This is a genomic window from Kitasatospora sp. NPDC036934 (assembly GCF_055608425.1).
Genome location: NZ_JBVJQR010000038.1, coordinates 16,474 through 33,984 on the forward strand (window position 1 = coordinate 16,474; position 17,511 = coordinate 33,984).

The window sequence follows — 17,511 nt, forward strand, 5'->3', positions numbered from 1 at the left end:
CTCTCCTCCCGAGCACTTCCTTCCGAAAGGCACCACGATGACCACGACGTCCCGGACCGTCGGCCCGGCCGGCGCCACCCAGCACTCCCAGACCCTGTTCGACCGTGCCAACGCGGTGACCCCCGGCGGCGTCAACTCCCCGGTGCGGGCCTTCGGATCGGTGGGCGGCAACCCGGTGTTCATGGCCTCCGCCAACGGCCCGTACCTCACCGACGTGGACGGCAACGAGTACGTCGACCTGATCTGCTCCTGGGGCCCGATGATCCTGGGCCACCGCCACCCCGCGGTCCTGGAGGCCGTCCAGCAGGCACTGGCCCACGGCACCTCCTTCGGCACCGCCACCGAGGGGGAGATCGCCCTCGCCGAGGAGATCACCGGCCGGGTGGCGCCGGTGGAGAGCGTGCGCCTGGTCACCTCCGGCACCGAGGCGACCATGTCCGCGATCCGGCTGGCCCGCGGCTTCACCGGCCGCTCCAAGATCGTCAAGTTCGCCGGCTGCTACCACGGCCACGTCGACGCCCTGCTGGTGGCCGCCGGCTCCGGCCTGGCCACCCTCGGCCTGCCCGACACCCCGGGCGTCACCGGCGCCCAGGCCGGCGACACCATCGTGCTGCCGTACAACGACCTGGCCGCCGTCGAGAAGCTCTTCGCCGAGCGCGGCCAGGAGATCGCCTGCGTCATCACCGAGGCCGCCCCCGGCAACATGGGCGCCGTGCCCCCGCTGCCCGGCTTCAACGCCGGCCTGAAGGACCTGTGCCACCGCCACGGCGCCCTCTACATCTCCGACGAGGTGATGACCGGCTTCCGCGCCAGCCGCGCCGGCTGGTACGGCCGCGACGGCGTCGCCCCGGACCTGCTGACCTTCGGCAAGGTCATGGGCGGCGGCTTCCCCGCCGCGGCCTTCGGCGGGCGCGCCGACGTGATGGCCCACCTGGCCCCGGCCGGACCGGTCTACCAGGCCGGCACGCTGGCCGGGAACCCGGTCGCCACCGCCGCCGGCCTGGCCACCCTTCGCAACTGCACCGACGAGGTCTACGCCCGGCTGACCCACGTCGCCGACACCATCGGCGCCGCGGTCTCCGCCGCCCTGGACACCGAGGGCGTGGCCCACCAGCTCCAGTACTCCGGCACCATGTTCTCGGTCTTCTTCGCCGACCGGCCGGTCACCGACTACGACGAGGTCAAGGCCAGCCAGGCGTACCGCTACCGCGCCTTCTTCCACGAGATGCTGCGCCGGGGCGTCTACCTGCCGCCGTCGCCGTTCGAGGCCTGGTTCGTCTCCGCCTCCCACGACGACCGGGCGATCGAGCGGGTGATCGAGGCGCTGCCGTACGCGGCCCGGGCCGCGGCCGCCGCCACCGCCTGAACCCGCTTGAACCCGCTTGAGCCGGGCCGTCCGGGCCGGTGCCGTCTGAGCCGGCGCCGGCCGGGCCGGCGCCTCCCGGGCCACAACGGCGTGGCCCGGTGGCCGGGCGGGGGTCCTCGGACCCCCGCCCGGCGCCCTCAGGCCCCCGGCACCAGGCCGATCTCCACCCGCACGTTCCCGGTGATCGCCCGCGAGTACGGGCACCGGGCGTGGGCCTGGTCCAGCAACTCCCGTGCGGCGTCCGGCTCCAGGCCGGGCAGCGCCACCAACAGCCGGACACCGATCCGGTACCCCGACTCGTCCCGCTCCAGGTCCACCCGGGCGGTCACGGTGTCCCCGTCCAGCCGTACCCGGGCCTCGCGCGCGGCCATCCGCATCGCGCTGTGGAAGCACGCCGAGTAGCCGGCCGCGAACAGCTGCTCCGGATTGGTGGCGGTGCCCGGCCCGCCGACCTCCTTCGGCGCGGCGAGCGCGAGGTCCACGATCCCGTCCGACGAACGGACGGTGCCGTTGCGACCGTCTCCGGACGACGTCACCTCGGCGGTGTAAATGACAGCCATCACACAACTCCCTTTCATATCGGCGTAAATCTCCGGCGGAAAAGCCTCGACGACCATAGGCCCGCCGGAAAAGCACCAGGAATACGGAAACCCGAATACCGGAGCCGGAATTCGGAACCCGGCCGGGAAGCACCGGCCGGAAAGCTCGAAACCCGCCGTCCGCAGCAGAAGGAGAAAACCACCGTGGGACCCTTGGCCGGAATCCGCGTCATCGAACTCGCCAGCACCGCCCCGTGCGCCTTCGCCGCCACCCTGCTCGCCGACCTGGGCGCGGACGTCGTGCGCGTCGAGCGCCCGGCCCGCCCCGGCGCCGCACCCGCACCCGACAGCGACCCGCTGGGCCGCAGCCGCCGCTCCCTGACCGCCGACCTGAAGAACCCGGCCGACCTCGCCACCGTGCGCGCCCTGGCCACCGGGGCCGACGTCCTGCTGGAGGGCTTCCGCCCCGGCGTCTGCGAGCGCCTGGGCCTGGACCCGCAGGGCCTGCTCGCCGACAACCCCCGCCTGGTCATCGGCCGGATCTCCGGCTGGGGGCAGATCGGCCCCTGGGCGCAGCGCCCCGCCCACGACATCGCGCTGCTGGCCGCCTCCGGCGCCCTGGACGCCGACCGCGCCGAGGGGGCCGCGCCCGCCCCGCCGTCCACCTACCTGTCCAGCTTCGCCGGCGGGGGCATGCTCCAGGCCCTGGGCGTGCTGGCCGCGCTGCACGAGCGGGCCGGCTCCGGGCGCGGCCAGGTCGTCGACGCGGCCATGCTGGACGGCGCCGCCGTACTGGACGTGATGATCCGCCAGTGGCGCCAGGTGCCCGGCCAGGTGACCGTCACCGACGCCCCGCACTACACCACCTACCGCTGCCAGGACGGCCAGTACCTGGCGGTCGGCGCCATCGAGGACCGCTACTACGCCGTCCTGCTGGAGCAGCTGGGCCTGGAGGACACCCTGGACCGCCAGGACCAGGCCAACTGGCCGGCCCTGCGCGAGCGCATCGCCGAGCGCTTCGCCACCCAGCCGCGCCACTGGTGGACCAAGGTCTTCGAGGAGCACGAGGCCTGCGTGGTGCCCGTCCTCACCCCCCAGGAGGCCGCCGAACAGCCGGCCCTGCGCGAGCGCGGCACCTACGCGCCCGTCGGCAGCGGCCACCAGCCCGCCCCCGCGCCGCGGTTCAGCCGCACCCCCGCCGCAGCCCCCCGGCCGGCGCCGCAGCCCGGCGAGCACACCGCCGCCGTCCTGCGCGACTGGAGCACCACCCCGAGCGCCTGACCCCCACCGTCCGGCCGACCCGGCCCCCCACCGCCCCCACGGAGGACCCCATGCTGAACCCGGCGACCGCCTTCCACCGCCCCGACCCCGCGATCGGCGCCCACCTCACCGAGCAGCTGCTCACCGAACAGGACGTCCGCGAGCTCAACGACACCTTCCCCGCCGACGACCGGTTCCAGAAGGTCGTCGTCGCCACCGAGGTCAAGCGCTTCCAGCTCGGCTCGCTCTGGCTGCACCGCGACGGCGAGCACCTGCCCGCCCTCAAGGAGCTGGACCCGGCCTGGACCAGACTGCTCGACCAGCTCGCCGGCCCGCAGTTCCTGGCCCGGCTGAGCGCCGAGGTCGACATGGACCTCGCCGCCCTGCCGCGCGACATCGGCCTGTTCACCCACGCCGAGGGGGAGTTCATCTCCCCGCACCACGACGAGCCGGAGAAGGCCATCACCGCGGTCCTCTACTTCAACGAGGACTGGCCCGCCGACGGCGGCGGCCACTTCGAGGTCCGCGGCTCCCACCACACCGGCCGCCCGCCGGTGCGCTCGCTGCCGCCCACGGCCGGCTCCCTGATCGCCTTCGACTCCTCGGTGTGGCACGCCACCTCCACCGTCACCGCCCCGCGCACGCTGCGGGCGGCCGTCCTGGAGTTCTGGCGGGTGCGCCCGCGCCGCGCCGAGTGACCTCCGCCCACCTCCCGCCCCGCCATCCCCTTCGCCCCGCTGACGAGACGAATCGAGAACCCCCGTGCCCCTGGTCGACATCACCGCCCCCGCCGGCTCCATCGCCCCCGACCGCCTGGAAGGCCTCCAGCAGCAGGTCGCCGACACGGTGCTCCGGTGGATGGAGCTGCCGCTGACCGCCTTCTTCCGCTCCGCCACCTGGGTCTACGTCCACGAGGCGCCGGAGAAGACCTCGGCCACCGGTGCCGCCGGTACCGCCCCCGGCTTCATCGTCAAGGTCACCGCCCTGGAGGACTTCCTGACCCCCGAGCGCACCGAGCAGCTCTCCGTCGAGCTCACCCGCCTGATCCAGTCGACGGCAACCCCGGCCACCGAGGCCGAGTCCACGGTCTGGGTCATCGTCCAGGAGGTCCCCGAGGGCTACTGGAGCGTCAACGGCGGCCTCACCCGCCGCGCCAAGATCGACGAGTTCATCGCCCAGGGCACCGCCACCTCCTGACCCGCCCACCCGTCCCGCCCCTCCCGTCCCCTCCCGTCCCCTCGTGAGCCCCCGGCCGGGCCCTCGGCGCCACCCCCACGCCGAGGGCCCGGCCGGACCCGTTCACACCGGGGCCCGGCCACCGCCCGCCCCCACCGCGTCGACCGGATTCCCGACCCCGACGGATTGTCAGTGCCCGCCCCTAGAGTGGAAACCACGCTGAAGGGAACGCCGAAAGGCCCCGATCAACGCACCGCGAAAAGCATCGCGAAATCAGCGTGTCAACACCGCGAAAAGACGCCGGAACCAGGGGAGAGCCATGTCCGTGAACAGGATCAAGCACAAGGTCAACCACGTCTCGCTGGTGGTCGACAAGTCCGGTTCGATGCGTCCGCACCAGGCCCAGCTCATCCGCGTCGTCGACGAATTCGTGAAGGGCCTGCAGGAGGAATCCGACCGCCTCGGCCACGAGACCCGCATCAGCCTCTACGCCTTCGACCACGAGGTGCAGAACCTCGTCTGGGACATGGACGTCAAGCACCTGCCCTCCCTGCGCGGCCTCTACCAGGTCGACAACGGCGCCACCGCCCTGATCGAGGCCGCCGTGAAGTCCGTCGACGACCTCAAGAACATCTGGGAGGGCTACGGCGAGCACTCCTTCCTCCAGGTCGTCGTCACCGACGGCGAGGAGAACGCCTCCGGCTGCTCCCAGAACGGCCGGATGCACACCCGCATGGGCGGCGGCAAGGGAACCGCCGTCCTGCGCAGCTGGATCGAGCGCATCCACGGCGCCATGGACGAGCTCCCCGAGCACTGGACCTCGGCGATCCTGGTCCCCAACTCCCTGGCCAAGCGCACCGCCCAGGAGTACGGCTTCCCGGCCGGCAACATCGCGATCTGGGACGCCGACTCCAGCCAGGGCGTCGAGGAGGCCATCGGCACCGTCAAGTCCGCCGCCACCAGCTTCCTGCGCGGCCGCGAACAGGGCGTCCGCGGCACCAAGAACCTCTTCGCCATGGGCCAGGACCTCAACACCGCGGACGTCAACGCCACGTTGGACGCCCTGGACACCGGCAAGTACATCCTCGTCCCGGTCGACGAGCAGAGCCCCATCCGCGACTTCGTCACCAGCGCCGGCCACCCCTACAAGACCGGCTGCGCCTTCTACGAGCTCTCCAAGCGCGAGAAGATCCAGGGCAGCAAGCAACTCGCCGTCGCCGAGAAGGACCCGGCCACCGGCCGGATGACCGGCCGGGTCTTCTCCGGCCCCGCCGCCCGCCGACTCCTCGGCCTGCCCACGACCGAGGCCACCGTCAAGCCCGGCGAGAACCCGGCCTACACCGTCTTCGTCCAGTCCACCTCCGTCAACCGCAAGCTCGTCCCCGGCACCAAGCTGCTGGTCATGCTCTGACCGGGCGCCGGCCCCGCCGCGACGGCCGACTGCTGAACTCCCGTCAACTCCCGGGATCCCTATGACCGTTACGCAACAGTGACGTTCCGCACACAACCAGTGGCACCCGGTGGGTCGTCCTCAGGAAAGACAGCACCCGAACGGCACCGACCGTGCCGTCGGGCGAAACGACCACCTCCCCCTGAAAGGGGTGCACCCGTGATCGTCTCCAAGCGGAACTCCCTGCGCCTGGCCGCCGTCGCCACCCTCAGCGCGCTGCTCATCGGAACGGCCGGCACCGCCATGGCGGCCGCCCCGGCCACCCCGGCCACCCCGGCCGCCGCGCCGGTGGCCGCCGCCGCGCCCGCCGCCGCCTCCATCACCGCCAAGTCCTCGGTCGGCTCCGTCGGGGCCTGGCAGCTGTTCCGGGTCACCGGCACCACCACCGGCCTCAAGGCCGGCAGCACGGTGACCCTCCAGCAGAAGCAGCACGGCACGTGGGTCACCCTGCCCGCCTCCGTGCACACCACCCGCACCGGCACCTACTCCCTCGGCGTCAAGCTCGGCATCAAGGGCCTGAACGAGCTGCGCATCGTCAGCGGCAACACCGCCTCGCCCGTCTTCACCGTCACCGTGCGCTGACGCCCACGCCCACGCCCCGGCAGCCCGTCCCGTCCCCGACGGTGACGGGCTGCCGCACGACCACCCCCGGCAACCGCCGGCCCCTCGACGGACCGTCCCGGTACGCAGCGCCCGGTGGCCACCGTACGGTCGCCCGAACGCCGGCCGGACGGTCACGCGCATCGGCTAGCCTGCCCCCGGCACCGCAACACGCGGTGCGGAAGGGGGAGTTGATGTCGGGCATTCGTTCGGGGGCGACGCGTCGGGCCGCCGCCGCCCACCTCGGCCGCACCCCCGGCCGCGCCGCCCCGTCCGACCCGCGGATCAGCGCCGCCGACACCCGCCACGCCGCCGGCACCGACGACGCCGCCACCGCCGGCCTGCAGATCAGCCGGCACTGACGGGCCCGGCCCGCGCCGCGCCACCACACCACGCGCTCCACGCGCTCCACGAGGGGGAAACCGATGTCCCGCCAGGCCGTCCGTACGACCACCCGCCGCACCGCCGCGGCACTCACCGCCACCGCCACCGCGGCCCTGCTCGCCCTGACCGGCGCCACCGCCCACGCCGACGCCCCGCTGTCCGGCAACGAGGCGACCGTCACCGTCGGCGCCCGGGGCGCCGCACCCGTGGTCAGCCCCGACGGCGCCACGGCCTACGTCGCGGTGACCGAGGCCGACAACACCTCCACCGTGAAGGCCGTCGACACCCGGTCCGGCGCCATCACCGCACGGCTGGCCCTCGGCCCCCTCCAGTGGAGCGCCCACCCGGCGCTCAGCGCGGACGGCACCCGCCTGTACGTGCTCGACGGCCAGCGCCTCAGCATCGTGGACACCGCCACGCTGACCCTGCTCGCCACCGTCCCCCTGCCCGACCAGCCCCGCCCGGCCGGCTGGGGCACGGGCTCGACCTCCGGACTGGCCCTCGGCTCCGACGGATCCACCCTCTACGTCTCCCAGAACGGGCCCACCGCCTACCGGCAGAACGGCCAGAGCCGGATCCTGGCCTTCGCCACCGCCCAACAGGCGTTCACCGCTTCGGTCCAGCTTCCCGCCCCCTACATCGGCGCCCCCGCGCCCCGCCCGGGCACCGCCGACGTGTACGCCGGCACCAGCCAGGGCGTGGTGCACGTGAGCGCCGCCGCCACCGCACCCAGCGTGGCCGCCACCGTCCAGGGCACCGCCACCGCCCTGGACTACAACCTGGCGTTCACCCCCGACGGCCGGCGCCTGTTCGGCCTCGCCGAACTCGGCACCGGCGCGAGCACCCTCATCGACCCGGCCACCGACACCGTGACCAGCACCTTCCACCCCGCCGGCAGCGGCGACGTCCTGGAGGACCCGCAGGTCAGCGCCGACGGCACCCGGCTCTACCTCGCCGACAGCAACTACGGCACCACCACCGCCTCGGTGCTCGCCCTCGACACCGCCACCGGTGCCCCCGTCCCCGCCGACGGCGCCGGCGACCTCGACGAGGACAGCCTCACCGGCCTGGCCCTGGGCCCCGACGGCCACACCTTCTACGTCGGCGGCACCGTCGGACAGGACGCCGACCTGCAGATCGTCGCCCACTGACCGCTCGCGCCCCGGCCCCCGCCCGCCCCCGCGCGGACGGGGGCCCGCGCCTTCCCACCGCTGCCGAGCGTGACCGCCACCACCCCGCCCGGTCGTCACCGCCCGATGGCGCCCCGAACACCAACCCGGCCACCCCCCGCTGCGCCCCGTCCGGGGCGCCTCCCTCGGCGTCGTCCCCCTTCGGATGCGCGCGACCCCGCGCCTGACCTCTGACGGGCACTCAGTGGACGATTCGTCAGCTTCGGTCCTTTGTGCGGAACTTGACGCCACGGCGCCGGACAGCGGACTCCCACGAACCATCCGCGGACACGCGCCACCAGGGACGCGGGGACGAGCATTCGCACCCAAGCCTGGGGGGGCACCGGGGCCAGCGGGGACAGCATGGGATATCCCAGATCCCCCACCCCGCCATGGCGGGATCCCCGGCCGGGTGCCAGCGTCCAGGACAGGCGGCGACGCCAACCGGCGTCCGCCGCCGGCAGGGAACCCGCGCACCCCGCCCACCGGAGCGGCCGCGCGCCCCACTGCCATCCCATGTCACAAACGGAGGCCACACATGCTCGTCAAGAAGGCGGCCGCACTCCTGGCCGCAGCCACCATCGGCGGCATCCTCATCGGCACCACCCCGGCCCTGGCCAGCAGCGGGGGCTGCGTCGCCGGAGACGCCTGTCTCTACTACAGCCCCAACCTGACCGGCGCGTTCTTCGGCAAGAGCGAGACCGGCAACTACGACGGCGCCTACTTCGGCGGCGGCGGCGCCGGCGACGGCCAGGCCATCATGAACAACGCCGCCTCGGTGCAGAACCTCAGCAACTGGTGGAACCTGCGCGTCTACTACGGCCCCGACCTCTCCGGCCCCAACCAGTACATCCCCAAGAGCCAGTGGGCCAACCTGGGCCCCGTCCCGTGGAACGGCGGCTGGGTCGACATGCGCAACAACAACCACTCGCAGGGCTGGTACGTCTAACTCCTCCTCGTACCACGCCGCGCCGCCCCCCGCCCGGGGCGGCGCGGCACCCGATCGCCAAGGACCCCGATCGCCAAGGACCCCGCGAGATGCCCCCGACCGTGCGCACCACCCCGACGACCCTGCTCATCGCAGGCCTGACCGCACTCGCGGCCCTCACCACCGGCTGCGCCGCCACAGCGGCCCCGCACGCCGCACCCGCCATGGCGCCACCGTCCATCACCCCGCCACCGGCCCTCACCCAGGTCGCCGACAAGGCCCTGCCCATCGAGGCCTACCTGCTCAACGGCGCCCAGTACCGCCGCCTCTCCGCCGCCGAGGACATCCTCGTCAGCCAGTGCATGCGGGGCTTCGGCCTGCCCTACGAACGCCCACCCGCCACCGACAGCGGCGTACCCGCGGGCCAGACCGCGCATCGCTACGACCCCGTCGACCCCCAGGTCGCCGCCGTCCACGGCTACCACCCAGCCGACCCCACCATCGGCACCAAACCCCCCGAACCCGGCATCAGCCCCGACGAGGCCGCCGTGCTCGGCGCCGGCACCCCCGGCAGCCCCAGCGCATCCGCCACTCCCGGCAGTTACCAGGGCCACCCCATCCCACCCGGCGGCTGCCTCGGCCAGGCCCACGCCCGGCTCACCGCCCACGGCGGCACCGGCCGCGACCCGGACCTCGTGGTCGGCATCAACTTCGGCGCCTACCAGCAGTCCACCACCGACCCCCGGGTCCAGGACGCCTTCCGCACCTGGTCCGCCTGCATGAAGGCCAAGGGCTTCGACTACGCCGCCCCCACCGACGCCGGCAAGGACCCCCGCTGGAAGACCACCCCCACCCCCACCCCCGAGGAACTCGCCACCGCCACCGCGGACGTCACCTGCAAAGCCACCACCAACCTCGTCGGCATCTGGTTCACCGTCGAATCCGCCTACGAAGCCCAGGCCATCCAACAGAAACTGCCGGAACTCACCCGCATCAAGCACGACAACGAGGCCATGCTCGCCGTCGCCGCCTCCGTCACCGACACCCAGCACTGACACCCAGCACTGACACCCGGCCCTGAACCGAACGCCCCGGCCGGCGCGCCGCCGCCGCCCGCCCCCCGGTGACCGCCCGACAGAACCGGTGCGGGCACTGTCGGGTGCCCGCCACCGCCAACGCCGCACAATGGAGGCATGGACGACACGACCCTGGTATCCCGGTTCCTGCGCGACGGCTTCGTGAAGCTGGAGGGCGCCGTCGCACCGCGCGTGGCCGCGGACTGCGCGCGGCTGCTGTGGCAGGAGACGGGCTGCGACCCCGACGACCCGTCGACCTGGACGCAGCCCGTGCACTGGGTCGCCGGCATGGCCCAGGGCCCGTTCGCCGCCGCCCCCAACTCCCCGGCCCTGCACCACGCGTACGACCTCCTGGCCGGCGAGGGGCGCTGGGAGCCGCGCTACTCGTTGGGTACCTTCCCGCTGCGCTTCCCGCACGAGCAGGAGCCGGACGACGCGGGCTGGCACATCGAGGGGAGCTACCTGCCTGCGGGCGAGAGCTGGTACTTCACGAACCTGTACTCCCGGGGCCGGGCCCTGCTGATGCTGTTCCTGTTCAGCGAGGTCGGCGAGCAGGACGCCCCGACCCGGATCCGGGTCGGCTCCCACCTGGACGTGCCGAAGGTGCTGGAGAAGTACGGGCCGGACGGGGCGAGCGGGCTGGCCCTGGCGCCCGACCTGGTGGCGGCCTCCGACCACCGGCCGATCGCCCTCGCCACCGGCTCCCCGGGCGACGTCTTCCTGTGCCACCCGTTCCTGGTGCACGCCGCGCAGCCGCACCACGGCACGCGCCCGCGCTTCCTGGCCCAGCCGCCGCTGATGCCGGCCGCCCCGTACGAGCTGGAGCGGGCCGACGGCGCGTACTCACCCGTGGAGATCGCGATCCGCCGTGGCCTGGGACACCCCACCCCCGGCCCGGACGGCGACGGCCCCGGAACTGGCCACAGCACCGGGACGGACCTGATGCCGGGCGACCAGGCCCCCTGACCGCACGGCGGCGGGCAGGCGCCCTGTTGGCGGCCCCCACGCGGGGAAGCGAAAATCGAGGTGAAGCCGCTCCGGCGGCCGGCCGGTGTCGCCGTGCGCCCGGGGCCGAAGGCCGCGGACACCGGGGCCGTCCGAGCCCCGCGCACCGGGCGATGAGGAGCAGGAGCCCGATCATGGCAACTGTCGACGTTCTCGTGGTGGGGGCGGGCCCGGTGGGCCTGACCGCGGCGGCCGAACTGCGACGCCACGGCGTCCAGTGCCGGATCGTCGACGCGCTGCCCGCACCGTTGCGGTACGCCAAGGCCGTCGGCGTCCAGCCGCGCACGCTGGAGGTCTGGGACGCCATGGGCCTGGTCCGCGAGGCGCTGGACGAAGCCGGGCCGCTGTACGGCCAGTTGGTGTTCGCCGACGGCAGGCCCGTGTCGCGGCTCGAGATGCGGCTGCCGGCCGACATCCCGTACGGCTTCGCCGCGCTCCCGCAGTACACCACCGAGCGCCTGCTCACCGAGCACCTGGCGCGCTTCGGCTCGGTGGTGGAGCGCGGGACCAGGCTCGAGAAGGTGGAGCAGCACCCGGACTCGGTCGAGGCCACGCTCACGGGCCGGGGCGGGGCCGAGCAGGTGCACGCCCGGTACCTGGTGGGCTGCGACGGCGCGCACAGCCTGGTCCGCAAGGCCGCCGGGTGCACCTTCGAGGGCGATGCCTTCCCCGAGCAGTACATGCTCGGGGACGTCGAGGTCGACTGGGGGCTGCCGCCCGGCTACGCCGTGCGCTCGACCCACCTGGACGGAAGCGGCGCGGTGGACGACCTGCTCGTGTGCATCCCGCTGCCGGGGGAGCGCCGCTACCGGATGTCCATGCTGGTGCCGGAGACACTCCCCGGCCAGGACGCCGGCGCGCACTCCGCGGACGCGGTGGCGCACGGGCTGACGGGCGGGCGCGGACCGGACCTGGCGCAGATCCAGGCCGTGCTCGACCGCCTGTCCCCGGAGCCCGTGACCGCCTCCGCCCTGCGCTGGTCGTCCGTCTTCCGGATCGGCCACCGGCTGGTGGACCGGTACCGCAACGGCCGCCTGTTCGTCGCCGGGGACGCCGCGCACATCCACCCGCCCACCGGCGCGCAGGGCATGAACACCGGGATCCAGGACGCCTACAACCTCGCCTGGAAGCTGGCCCTGACGGTCCGCGGCCTCGCCGCCGCCGACCTGCTGGACAGCTACCACGCCGAACGCCACCCGGTGGGCGAGGAGGTCGTCGGCCGCACCGTCCGCCACGCCCGCGCCGGATACGAGGACGACAGCACGGACACCCTCCTCCTGCGGGAGGCCCAACTGCTCGTGGGCTACCCGGCCGGCCCGCTGACCGGCCCGCCGACCGACCCGCGGACACCCCGGAGCCCGGCAGCCCCCGGCCCGGCCCCGGGGGAGCGGGCGCCGGACTGCCGGGGCCTGGTCCGCGACCTCGCCCGGTACCCCCAGCGGCTCTTCGACCTGCTCCGCAGCCCCCGCCACACGCTCCTGCTCTACGCCGGGCCCGACCACGCCGACGGCCCCGGGGCCCAACGGCTCCAGGACTGCGCCACGGCGGCCGACCGCGCCGCCCACGGCCTCCTCGACGCCTACCTGCTGCTCGCCGCCGACGTCCCCGACGACGCCCGCCCACCGGGACCGCGCCCGCCCCGGGTCCGGGACCACGCCGGCGACTTCGCGCGCGCCTACGCCCCGCGCGACGGCGAGGCCATCCTCATCCGCCCCGACGGCTACCTCTCCGGCCGGTTCCACCCGGCCGATCCGCAACGGCTCGCCGCCCACCTGCGGCGCACCTTCGCCTGAGCGGAGGCGACCGCCGGGGACCGGACAGCCCAGCCCGGTCGCACCGTCACGCGAAGCGCGAGCTCCGCACCGGCCCGGCGGAGCGGACGCCGTCCCGAGGGCCCTCGGCGGGCCAGCCGGCCGCGCGGACGGCGAAGGCCGTGAGGGCGTCGTCCGGGTCGGGCGGGGTCCGGCCGTCGCCCTCCGGAGCGGCCGGGTCGGCGGCCAGGATCGCGTCGGCGAGTTCCTCGGCCGAGCGCCGGTCGGGCTCGTCCTCCTGCGGCTCGCCGTCCTCGCCGAACCGAAGCCCGGGCTCCCATGGGGCGTTCACGATCTGCCCCAGCAGCGTGGAGACGTCCGCCGTCACGGCGGGCGGGTCGGTCCAGCAGGTGGCGTGCTCGAAGAGCAGCTCGCCCCGCGCCCGCTCACGCAGCTGCGCCACCACGGCGGGATCGCACTCGTTCAGGTCGTACGCGACCACCAGCACACCCGCCGTACCCGGCTGGTACGGCGCCGCCGGCACGTCGAGCAGCCGTGCCGCCGCCAGTCCGAGCGCCCGGCTGCCCCGGTCGGCCAGCAGGGCGACCGAGTCGGGCCGGCGGCCGGTGGCGGCCAGCACGGCGCGCAGCCGCTCCAGGCCGTGGCGGCAGTGCCCGAAGTCGTCCTGCAGGTAGGCCCAGCGGCCGGTCATGCCCTGGTCGAACCCGTGCGGGGAGAGGGTGGTGAGCAGGCCGCCGGTGAGCACGTGGTGCCAGCCGCGCAGGTCCCGGTCGTCGGCCGGCGGCAGGGCTGCGGCCCGCTCCAGCATCCGCCCGACCCGCTGCCCGGGGCCCACCCAGACCCCCTCGGGAGCCGACAGCGCCCCGTACACCTGCCGGGCCAGCGGGATCTGGCCGCTCATCAGCGCGTTGTAGACCGTCAGGTACCGGTCCGGCCAGTCGCCGAGCCGGGCGTCGTGCTCACGCAGCACCGCCAGTGCCTCGGCGTGCCGCTCGCAGCCCTCCAGGGCCGACACCAGCTCCAGCAGCACCTTGCGCAGGCCGGGCTGTTGGACGGCCTGCGGCTTGGGCTTGCGGCGGAACAGTCCGGTGCGCGCCGTGGCGGCGGCCGGCGTCTGGACGACCAGCCGCAGCGCCTCCCGCAGCGCGGGAACGGCCACCGCGTCGATGCCGCGCTCGACGCAGGCGTAGCCGTAGGTGTAGAGCCGGCCGGCCTCCCCGGGCCAGGCCGCCAGCGCTGTCGAAGCCTCTGCCAGGTCATCGAAACCGGCACCCTTGGCCAACTCGGCCACCAGCGGCGCGATTTCGGCGGGCGGGAGCCGGCCGGCGGCGGAGCGCAGCATCCGCATCGCTCCCTGCGAGTCGCCGGACTCGAAGAGCTCCCAGGCTTCGGACAGTTCGGTGGCCATGTGTCTCCGGGGGTCGGGGGGGTGTCAGGACCTCAGGATGATCCTCGACCGCCCGCCGTCCGGGCAACCCGGTTTCCACCGGCGGCCCGGCCCACCGCGACCGCGACGACCCGCCGGGACGCCCCCGGCAGGTCGACCTCGCCGGAATGACCGACGCCCCGCCCGTCAGTCGAGCGCCTGGGCCGGAAAGACCCGCAGCCTGCGGACGTCGTCGGCCACGATCAGCGGCAGACAGGACAGGAGCCCGATGCCCGCGATCACCCACAGCGTAGGACGGGTCCCGAGAACGGACCCGAGGAAGCCGCCGGCCAGCGCCCCGACCGGCCGCGCACCCCAGACGGCGAACCGGATCGAGGCGTTCATCCGGCCCTGCATCCCGGTGGGCGTGATGGTCTGCCGCAAACTCACCTGACCGATGTTGTAGACCGTGATGCCACAGGCCATGATGCCGGTGGCGACGACCAGCGTGGGAACGGCGCGAGCCGGGGCCGCCGTCGCCAGGACGATCACCGCGATCCCCGACATGGACTTGGCCGCGATCAGGACCGGGCCCAGCCCCACCAGCCTGATCACCCGGTTGCTGAGCGCGGCACCCAGCAGCGCACCACCGTTCCCCACGGTCAACGCCAGCCCCAGCCCGCCCGGCGACAACCCCAGCTCACGCAACGCGTACGCGGTCAGCACGGCCCCCAGCGCGCCACCCAGCCCGACCAGGTTGCTGACACCCGTCGCCAGGACCAGGGACCGCAGGGTCCGGTGACGGAAGACGAACCGCAGCCCCTCCGCGATCCGCGCCCCCATCCCGACCCCGGCCCCGTGCTGCGCCGCCCGCGCCCGGGGCGTCCGGATGAGTCCGAGCAGCACCGCGGACACCAGATAGCTCACCGAGTTCAGCACGAGGACCAGCGGCGCCACGACCGTCTGCAGCAACAGCCCGCCGATACTGGGGCCCGCCAGTTCCGCCGCCGACCGGGAGAACTCCAGACGGCTGTTGCCCTCCGGAGTCTGCTCCCGTGCCACGACGGTCGGCAGGAACGCCTGGTCGGCGATGTCGAAGAACACCGTGAACAGCCCCACCGCGAACCCGACCCCACCGAGCAGCGGCACGCTCAACAGCCCGGCGAGATACCCGACGGGCAGCAGGGCGATCGCCACGGCCCGCCCGACGTCCGCCACGACCATCACACGCCTGCGGTCCCACCGGTCGAGCAACGCACCCGCCGGCAGCCCGACCAACAGGAACGGCAGCGTCTCCAACGCCGAGATGACGCCGAGCTGACCGGTCGACACCGACAGGGTCGTCAGCGCGAACACCGGGATGACGAAGAACGTCACCTGGGTCCCGAACTCACTGACGGTGTGCGCCGACCACAGCACCCGGAAGTTGCGCTGCCGCCACACGCTGACCGGCCCGGCGGCCGGGGCCGCCAGGCCGGGATCGGAGCAGACGCTCGCCAACTCCACCCTCCCTTGTTCCGCGTTCCCCGAAGTTCGGACAGTAACAACGGCACGACGGGAGAGGACGCCGCCGACCCGGAGCGGGCGGCCGGGTACGGCCGTACGGGCGAAGGCCGCCGCCAGGCCCTACCCGGGCGACGGACGGGCGGGGCGCCGGCCCGGCCGCCTCACAGGTACAACGGGTGCGGCCGCCCGGAGCCCGCGACATTGTGGCGCTCCCCGTGACTGGCCCGGGCGAAGGCGGAGACCAGCCGCCCGTCCACCGCACCGAGCGCCACGTCGTGCCGGGGCGCCGGGCCGGCCACCACACCGCGCAGATGAGGACTGGTCACGTACTCCTGCACCAGCCACCCCTCGACCGCCGCCAGCTCCACGGCCGCCTCCCAGGCAGGCCCGTCGGCCACCTCCCTGCCGATCACCACCCCGTGGCCGCGCGTGTCCAACGGCCGCTTCAGGACGTACCGCTCACGGTCGCGGACCACGGCGCGCAGCGTCGCGCCGTCACAGCGCGCGAGGTTGCGCGACCACGGGATCGCCGGCCGCACCCGACGGTAGTCCGCCGCGTCGAAGAGGTGGGCGAAACGCGGGTCCGACAGCACGGCCAGACACAGCTTGTTGTCGCCGATCAAACGCCCGCGCAACCCGTTCTGCACGAACAACCCGCCCTCGCGCACGGCCTCCAGGTACGGCGCCGCATCATCGCCCATCCGCAGCAGATCCTGGATGCCGACCTTCGCGAACCCGTGCCGCACCCGCTCCCCACGCACGGTGACACCATGACGCCCGTCGACCGAGACCTCGCGCGGATCCGCGTGCAGAACACGCACCCCCAAGGCCGTCAGAGCGGTGTCGTAGTCACGCGTATCGGCCCGGTACTTGCCGTCCGGGCAGAACAGCGCGACGACCTCCGGACGACCACCGGTCTGCTGCTCCGCCAGGTGCAGCAGCCAACTCCCCGGCCAGAGCGCGTCATCGGCCGGCAGCGGAGCCGGAAGACCGATACCGTGCCCGGCCAGCAGCGGCCGCCAGGCCGAACGGCCCCGCCCCGCCCCCGGCAGCCCTCCAGGACAGTTGGCATTGGTCTCCAACACCCGCAACGTGCCATCGGGTTGCGGCAGCAGATCGATCCGCAGCAGATGCACCCGGGTGTCGCGGGCACCGGCCACCAGCTCACCCAGCACCCGGGGGAGCGTCAACACCTCACGCAGTCCACGATCGTGCTCCCAGGCAGCCACGACCGTCTCGATCACCCGGTGGTACGAGGCGACGAACGCGTCCAACTCGCCCCGCAGGTGCGGGCGCACCCGCAACGGCAGCCCCTGCGCCTGCGGCTGCGCCCGGACGATCTCGAAGACCTGGGACTCGGCCACCTCCCGTCCCTCGGCCTTGCGCGCGATCGCGGCGACCGCCCGGGTGAAGTCCTCGTCCAGCCCGGCCCACGTGTACCCGGGCCCGTCGGCCACCTCCTCCTCCGAAGGGGGAGCGATGGGGTGGGACGGCAGGACGGTGGTCGTGCTGGTCGCCCTGGCAGCGGAAGCCCGCTCGCTGCCGGGGCCACCGGGGCCGGGAACCGGGTGCATGGTCGAAGTCCTTCCGGGAACGGGAGGCGTGCGGCAGCCCTGGAACGCCCTCGGCGGACCCGCACGTGATCCTGGAGTATCCAGCCACCCGCCAGCGACTCGACGCACGCAACGCGCGGTTCGCCGGAACGGGTGAGCCTGCCGAACACACGCGGCAATCGCACCCACCCGACCGCCCCGCCTCCGCCCCGCACGCAGAAGTACGCAGCTGCCGTGAAGTGCAGTTCCTCGTCATGGCCCTGACGACGTTCGCGGCCGTCACCTCCTCGGTGCTCTCGCTCGGCCGGGGTGGTCTGTCTGCCGCTACAGGCGGCTTCTCCGGCTTGGAGGGCGGGGCCGG

16 protein-coding genes are annotated in these 17,511 nt (G+C 73.9%); 12 read left to right on the top strand and 4 right to left on the bottom strand.

Annotation, left to right across the window (positions count from 1 at the left end):
- The first annotated feature begins 37 nt into the window (after window positions 1-37).
- The gene (gene hemL / locus ACZ7BZ_RS34665) at window positions 38-1,366 is read left to right on the top strand and encodes a glutamate-1-semialdehyde 2,1-aminomutase (protein WP_380462365.1); all 1,329 of its coding nucleotides are present in this window, start codon (window positions 38-40) and stop codon (window positions 1,364-1,366) included.
- A 137-nt stretch (window positions 1,367-1,503) separates the two neighbouring features.
- Here hemL and ACZ7BZ_RS34670 read toward each other — a convergent pair whose 3' ends face one another.
- Complete coding sequence (locus ACZ7BZ_RS34670; RefSeq protein ID WP_470361819.1) at window positions 1,504-1,926, bottom strand: organic hydroperoxide resistance protein; 423 nt, start codon at window positions 1,924-1,926, stop codon at window positions 1,504-1,506.
- Window positions 1,927-2,109: 183 nt separating this feature from the next.
- Between ACZ7BZ_RS34670 and ACZ7BZ_RS34675 the strand changes: the two genes are divergently transcribed.
- The 11 genes from ACZ7BZ_RS34675 to ACZ7BZ_RS34725 all read left to right on the top strand — a co-directional run bounded on the left by ACZ7BZ_RS34675 (window position 2,110) and on the right by ACZ7BZ_RS34725 (window position 12,746).
- Complete coding sequence (locus ACZ7BZ_RS34675) at window positions 2,110-3,186, top strand: CaiB/BaiF CoA transferase family protein (RefSeq protein WP_380462363.1); 1,077 nt, start codon at window positions 2,110-2,112, stop codon at window positions 3,184-3,186.
- A gap of 50 nt (window positions 3,187-3,236) precedes the next feature.
- Window positions 3,237-3,863, top strand: coding sequence for a 2OG-Fe(II) oxygenase (locus tag ACZ7BZ_RS34680; RefSeq protein ID WP_470361820.1), 627 nt, complete (start codon window positions 3,237-3,239; stop codon window positions 3,861-3,863).
- Between the two features lie 64 nt (window positions 3,864-3,927).
- Window positions 3,928-4,362 carry a hypothetical protein gene (locus tag ACZ7BZ_RS34685; protein WP_380462361.1) on the top strand — a complete coding sequence of 145 codons (435 nt, stop codon included), beginning with the start codon at window positions 3,928-3,930 and terminating at the stop codon, window positions 4,360-4,362.
- Window positions 4,363-4,660: 298 nt separating this feature from the next.
- Window positions 4,661-5,752, top strand: a complete 1,092-nt coding sequence (locus tag ACZ7BZ_RS34690) for a vWA domain-containing protein (RefSeq protein WP_470361821.1) — start codon at window positions 4,661-4,663, stop codon at window positions 5,750-5,752.
- Between the two features lie 198 nt (window positions 5,753-5,950).
- Window positions 5,951-6,373, top strand: a complete 423-nt coding sequence (locus ACZ7BZ_RS34695; RefSeq protein ID WP_470361822.1) for a hypothetical protein — start codon at window positions 5,951-5,953, stop codon at window positions 6,371-6,373.
- A 212-nt stretch (window positions 6,374-6,585) separates the two neighbouring features.
- Window positions 6,586-6,753: a hypothetical protein gene (locus ACZ7BZ_RS34700; protein WP_470361823.1), complete on the top strand. Its 168-nt coding sequence runs from the start codon at window positions 6,586-6,588 to the stop codon at window positions 6,751-6,753.
- Between the two features lie 63 nt (window positions 6,754-6,816).
- Entirely contained in the window at window positions 6,817-7,926 is a 1,110-nt protein-coding gene (locus tag ACZ7BZ_RS34705; protein WP_470361824.1) for a YncE family protein, read from the top strand.
- Window positions 7,927-8,482: 556 nt separating this feature from the next.
- Window positions 8,483-8,893 carry a peptidase inhibitor family I36 protein gene (locus tag ACZ7BZ_RS34710; RefSeq protein ID WP_470361825.1) on the top strand — a complete coding sequence of 137 codons (411 nt, stop codon included), beginning with the start codon at window positions 8,483-8,485 and terminating at the stop codon, window positions 8,891-8,893.
- Window positions 8,894-8,982: 89 nt separating this feature from the next.
- Entirely contained in the window at window positions 8,983-9,927 is a 945-nt protein-coding gene (locus ACZ7BZ_RS34715) for a hypothetical protein (RefSeq protein ID WP_470361826.1), read from the top strand.
- Between the two features lie 138 nt (window positions 9,928-10,065).
- Window positions 10,066-10,914 (top strand): phytanoyl-CoA dioxygenase family protein, encoded by an 849-nt coding sequence (locus ACZ7BZ_RS34720; RefSeq protein ID WP_470361827.1) that lies wholly within the window; start codon window positions 10,066-10,068, stop codon window positions 10,912-10,914.
- A gap of 173 nt (window positions 10,915-11,087) precedes the next feature.
- Window positions 11,088-12,746: an FAD-dependent monooxygenase gene (locus ACZ7BZ_RS34725; protein WP_470361828.1), complete on the top strand. Its 1,659-nt coding sequence runs from the start codon at window positions 11,088-11,090 to the stop codon at window positions 12,744-12,746.
- A 46-nt stretch (window positions 12,747-12,792) separates the two neighbouring features.
- Here ACZ7BZ_RS34725 and ACZ7BZ_RS34730 read toward each other — a convergent pair whose 3' ends face one another.
- The 3 genes from ACZ7BZ_RS34730 to ACZ7BZ_RS34740 all read right to left on the bottom strand — a co-directional run bounded on the left by ACZ7BZ_RS34730 (window position 12,793) and on the right by ACZ7BZ_RS34740 (window position 16,961).
- Window positions 12,793-14,133, bottom strand: a complete 1,341-nt coding sequence (locus ACZ7BZ_RS34730) for a hypothetical protein (RefSeq protein WP_470361829.1) — start codon at window positions 14,131-14,133, stop codon at window positions 12,793-12,795.
- A gap of 165 nt (window positions 14,134-14,298) precedes the next feature.
- A complete protein-coding gene (locus ACZ7BZ_RS34735) occupies window positions 14,299-15,597 on the bottom strand; it encodes an MFS transporter (protein ID WP_470361830.1) in 1,299 nt (432 codons plus the stop codon).
- Between the two features lie 161 nt (window positions 15,598-15,758).
- Complete coding sequence (locus ACZ7BZ_RS34740) at window positions 15,759-16,961, bottom strand: hypothetical protein (protein ID WP_470361831.1); 1,203 nt, start codon at window positions 16,959-16,961, stop codon at window positions 15,759-15,761.
- Window positions 16,962-17,511: the final 550 nt, after the last annotated feature.

Coding starts and splice junctions, on each gene's coding strand:
- ACZ7BZ_RS34710 (WP_470361825.1), top strand. CDS start 8,483: ATGCTCGTCAAGAAGGCGGCCGCACTCCTGGCCGCAGCCACCATCGGC.
- hemL (WP_380462365.1), top strand. CDS start 38: ATGACCACGACGTCCCGGACCGTCGGCCCGGCCGGCGCCACCCAGCAC.
- ACZ7BZ_RS34670 (WP_470361819.1), bottom strand. CDS start 1,926: ATGGCTGTCATTTACACCGCCGAGGTGACGTCGTCCGGAGACGGTCGC.
- ACZ7BZ_RS34690 (WP_470361821.1), top strand. CDS start 4,661: ATGTCCGTGAACAGGATCAAGCACAAGGTCAACCACGTCTCGCTGGTG.
- ACZ7BZ_RS34680 (WP_470361820.1), top strand. CDS start 3,237: ATGCTGAACCCGGCGACCGCCTTCCACCGCCCCGACCCCGCGATCGGC.
- ACZ7BZ_RS34705 (WP_470361824.1), top strand. CDS start 6,817: ATGTCCCGCCAGGCCGTCCGTACGACCACCCGCCGCACCGCCGCGGCA.
- ACZ7BZ_RS34715 (WP_470361826.1), top strand. CDS start 8,983: ATGCCCCCGACCGTGCGCACCACCCCGACGACCCTGCTCATCGCAGGC.
- ACZ7BZ_RS34725 (WP_470361828.1), top strand. CDS start 11,088: ATGGCAACTGTCGACGTTCTCGTGGTGGGGGCGGGCCCGGTGGGCCTG.
- ACZ7BZ_RS34730 (WP_470361829.1), bottom strand. CDS start 14,133: ATGGCCACCGAACTGTCCGAAGCCTGGGAGCTCTTCGAGTCCGGCGAC.
- ACZ7BZ_RS34720 (WP_470361827.1), top strand. CDS start 10,066: ATGGACGACACGACCCTGGTATCCCGGTTCCTGCGCGACGGCTTCGTG.
- ACZ7BZ_RS34700 (WP_470361823.1), top strand. CDS start 6,586: ATGTCGGGCATTCGTTCGGGGGCGACGCGTCGGGCCGCCGCCGCCCAC.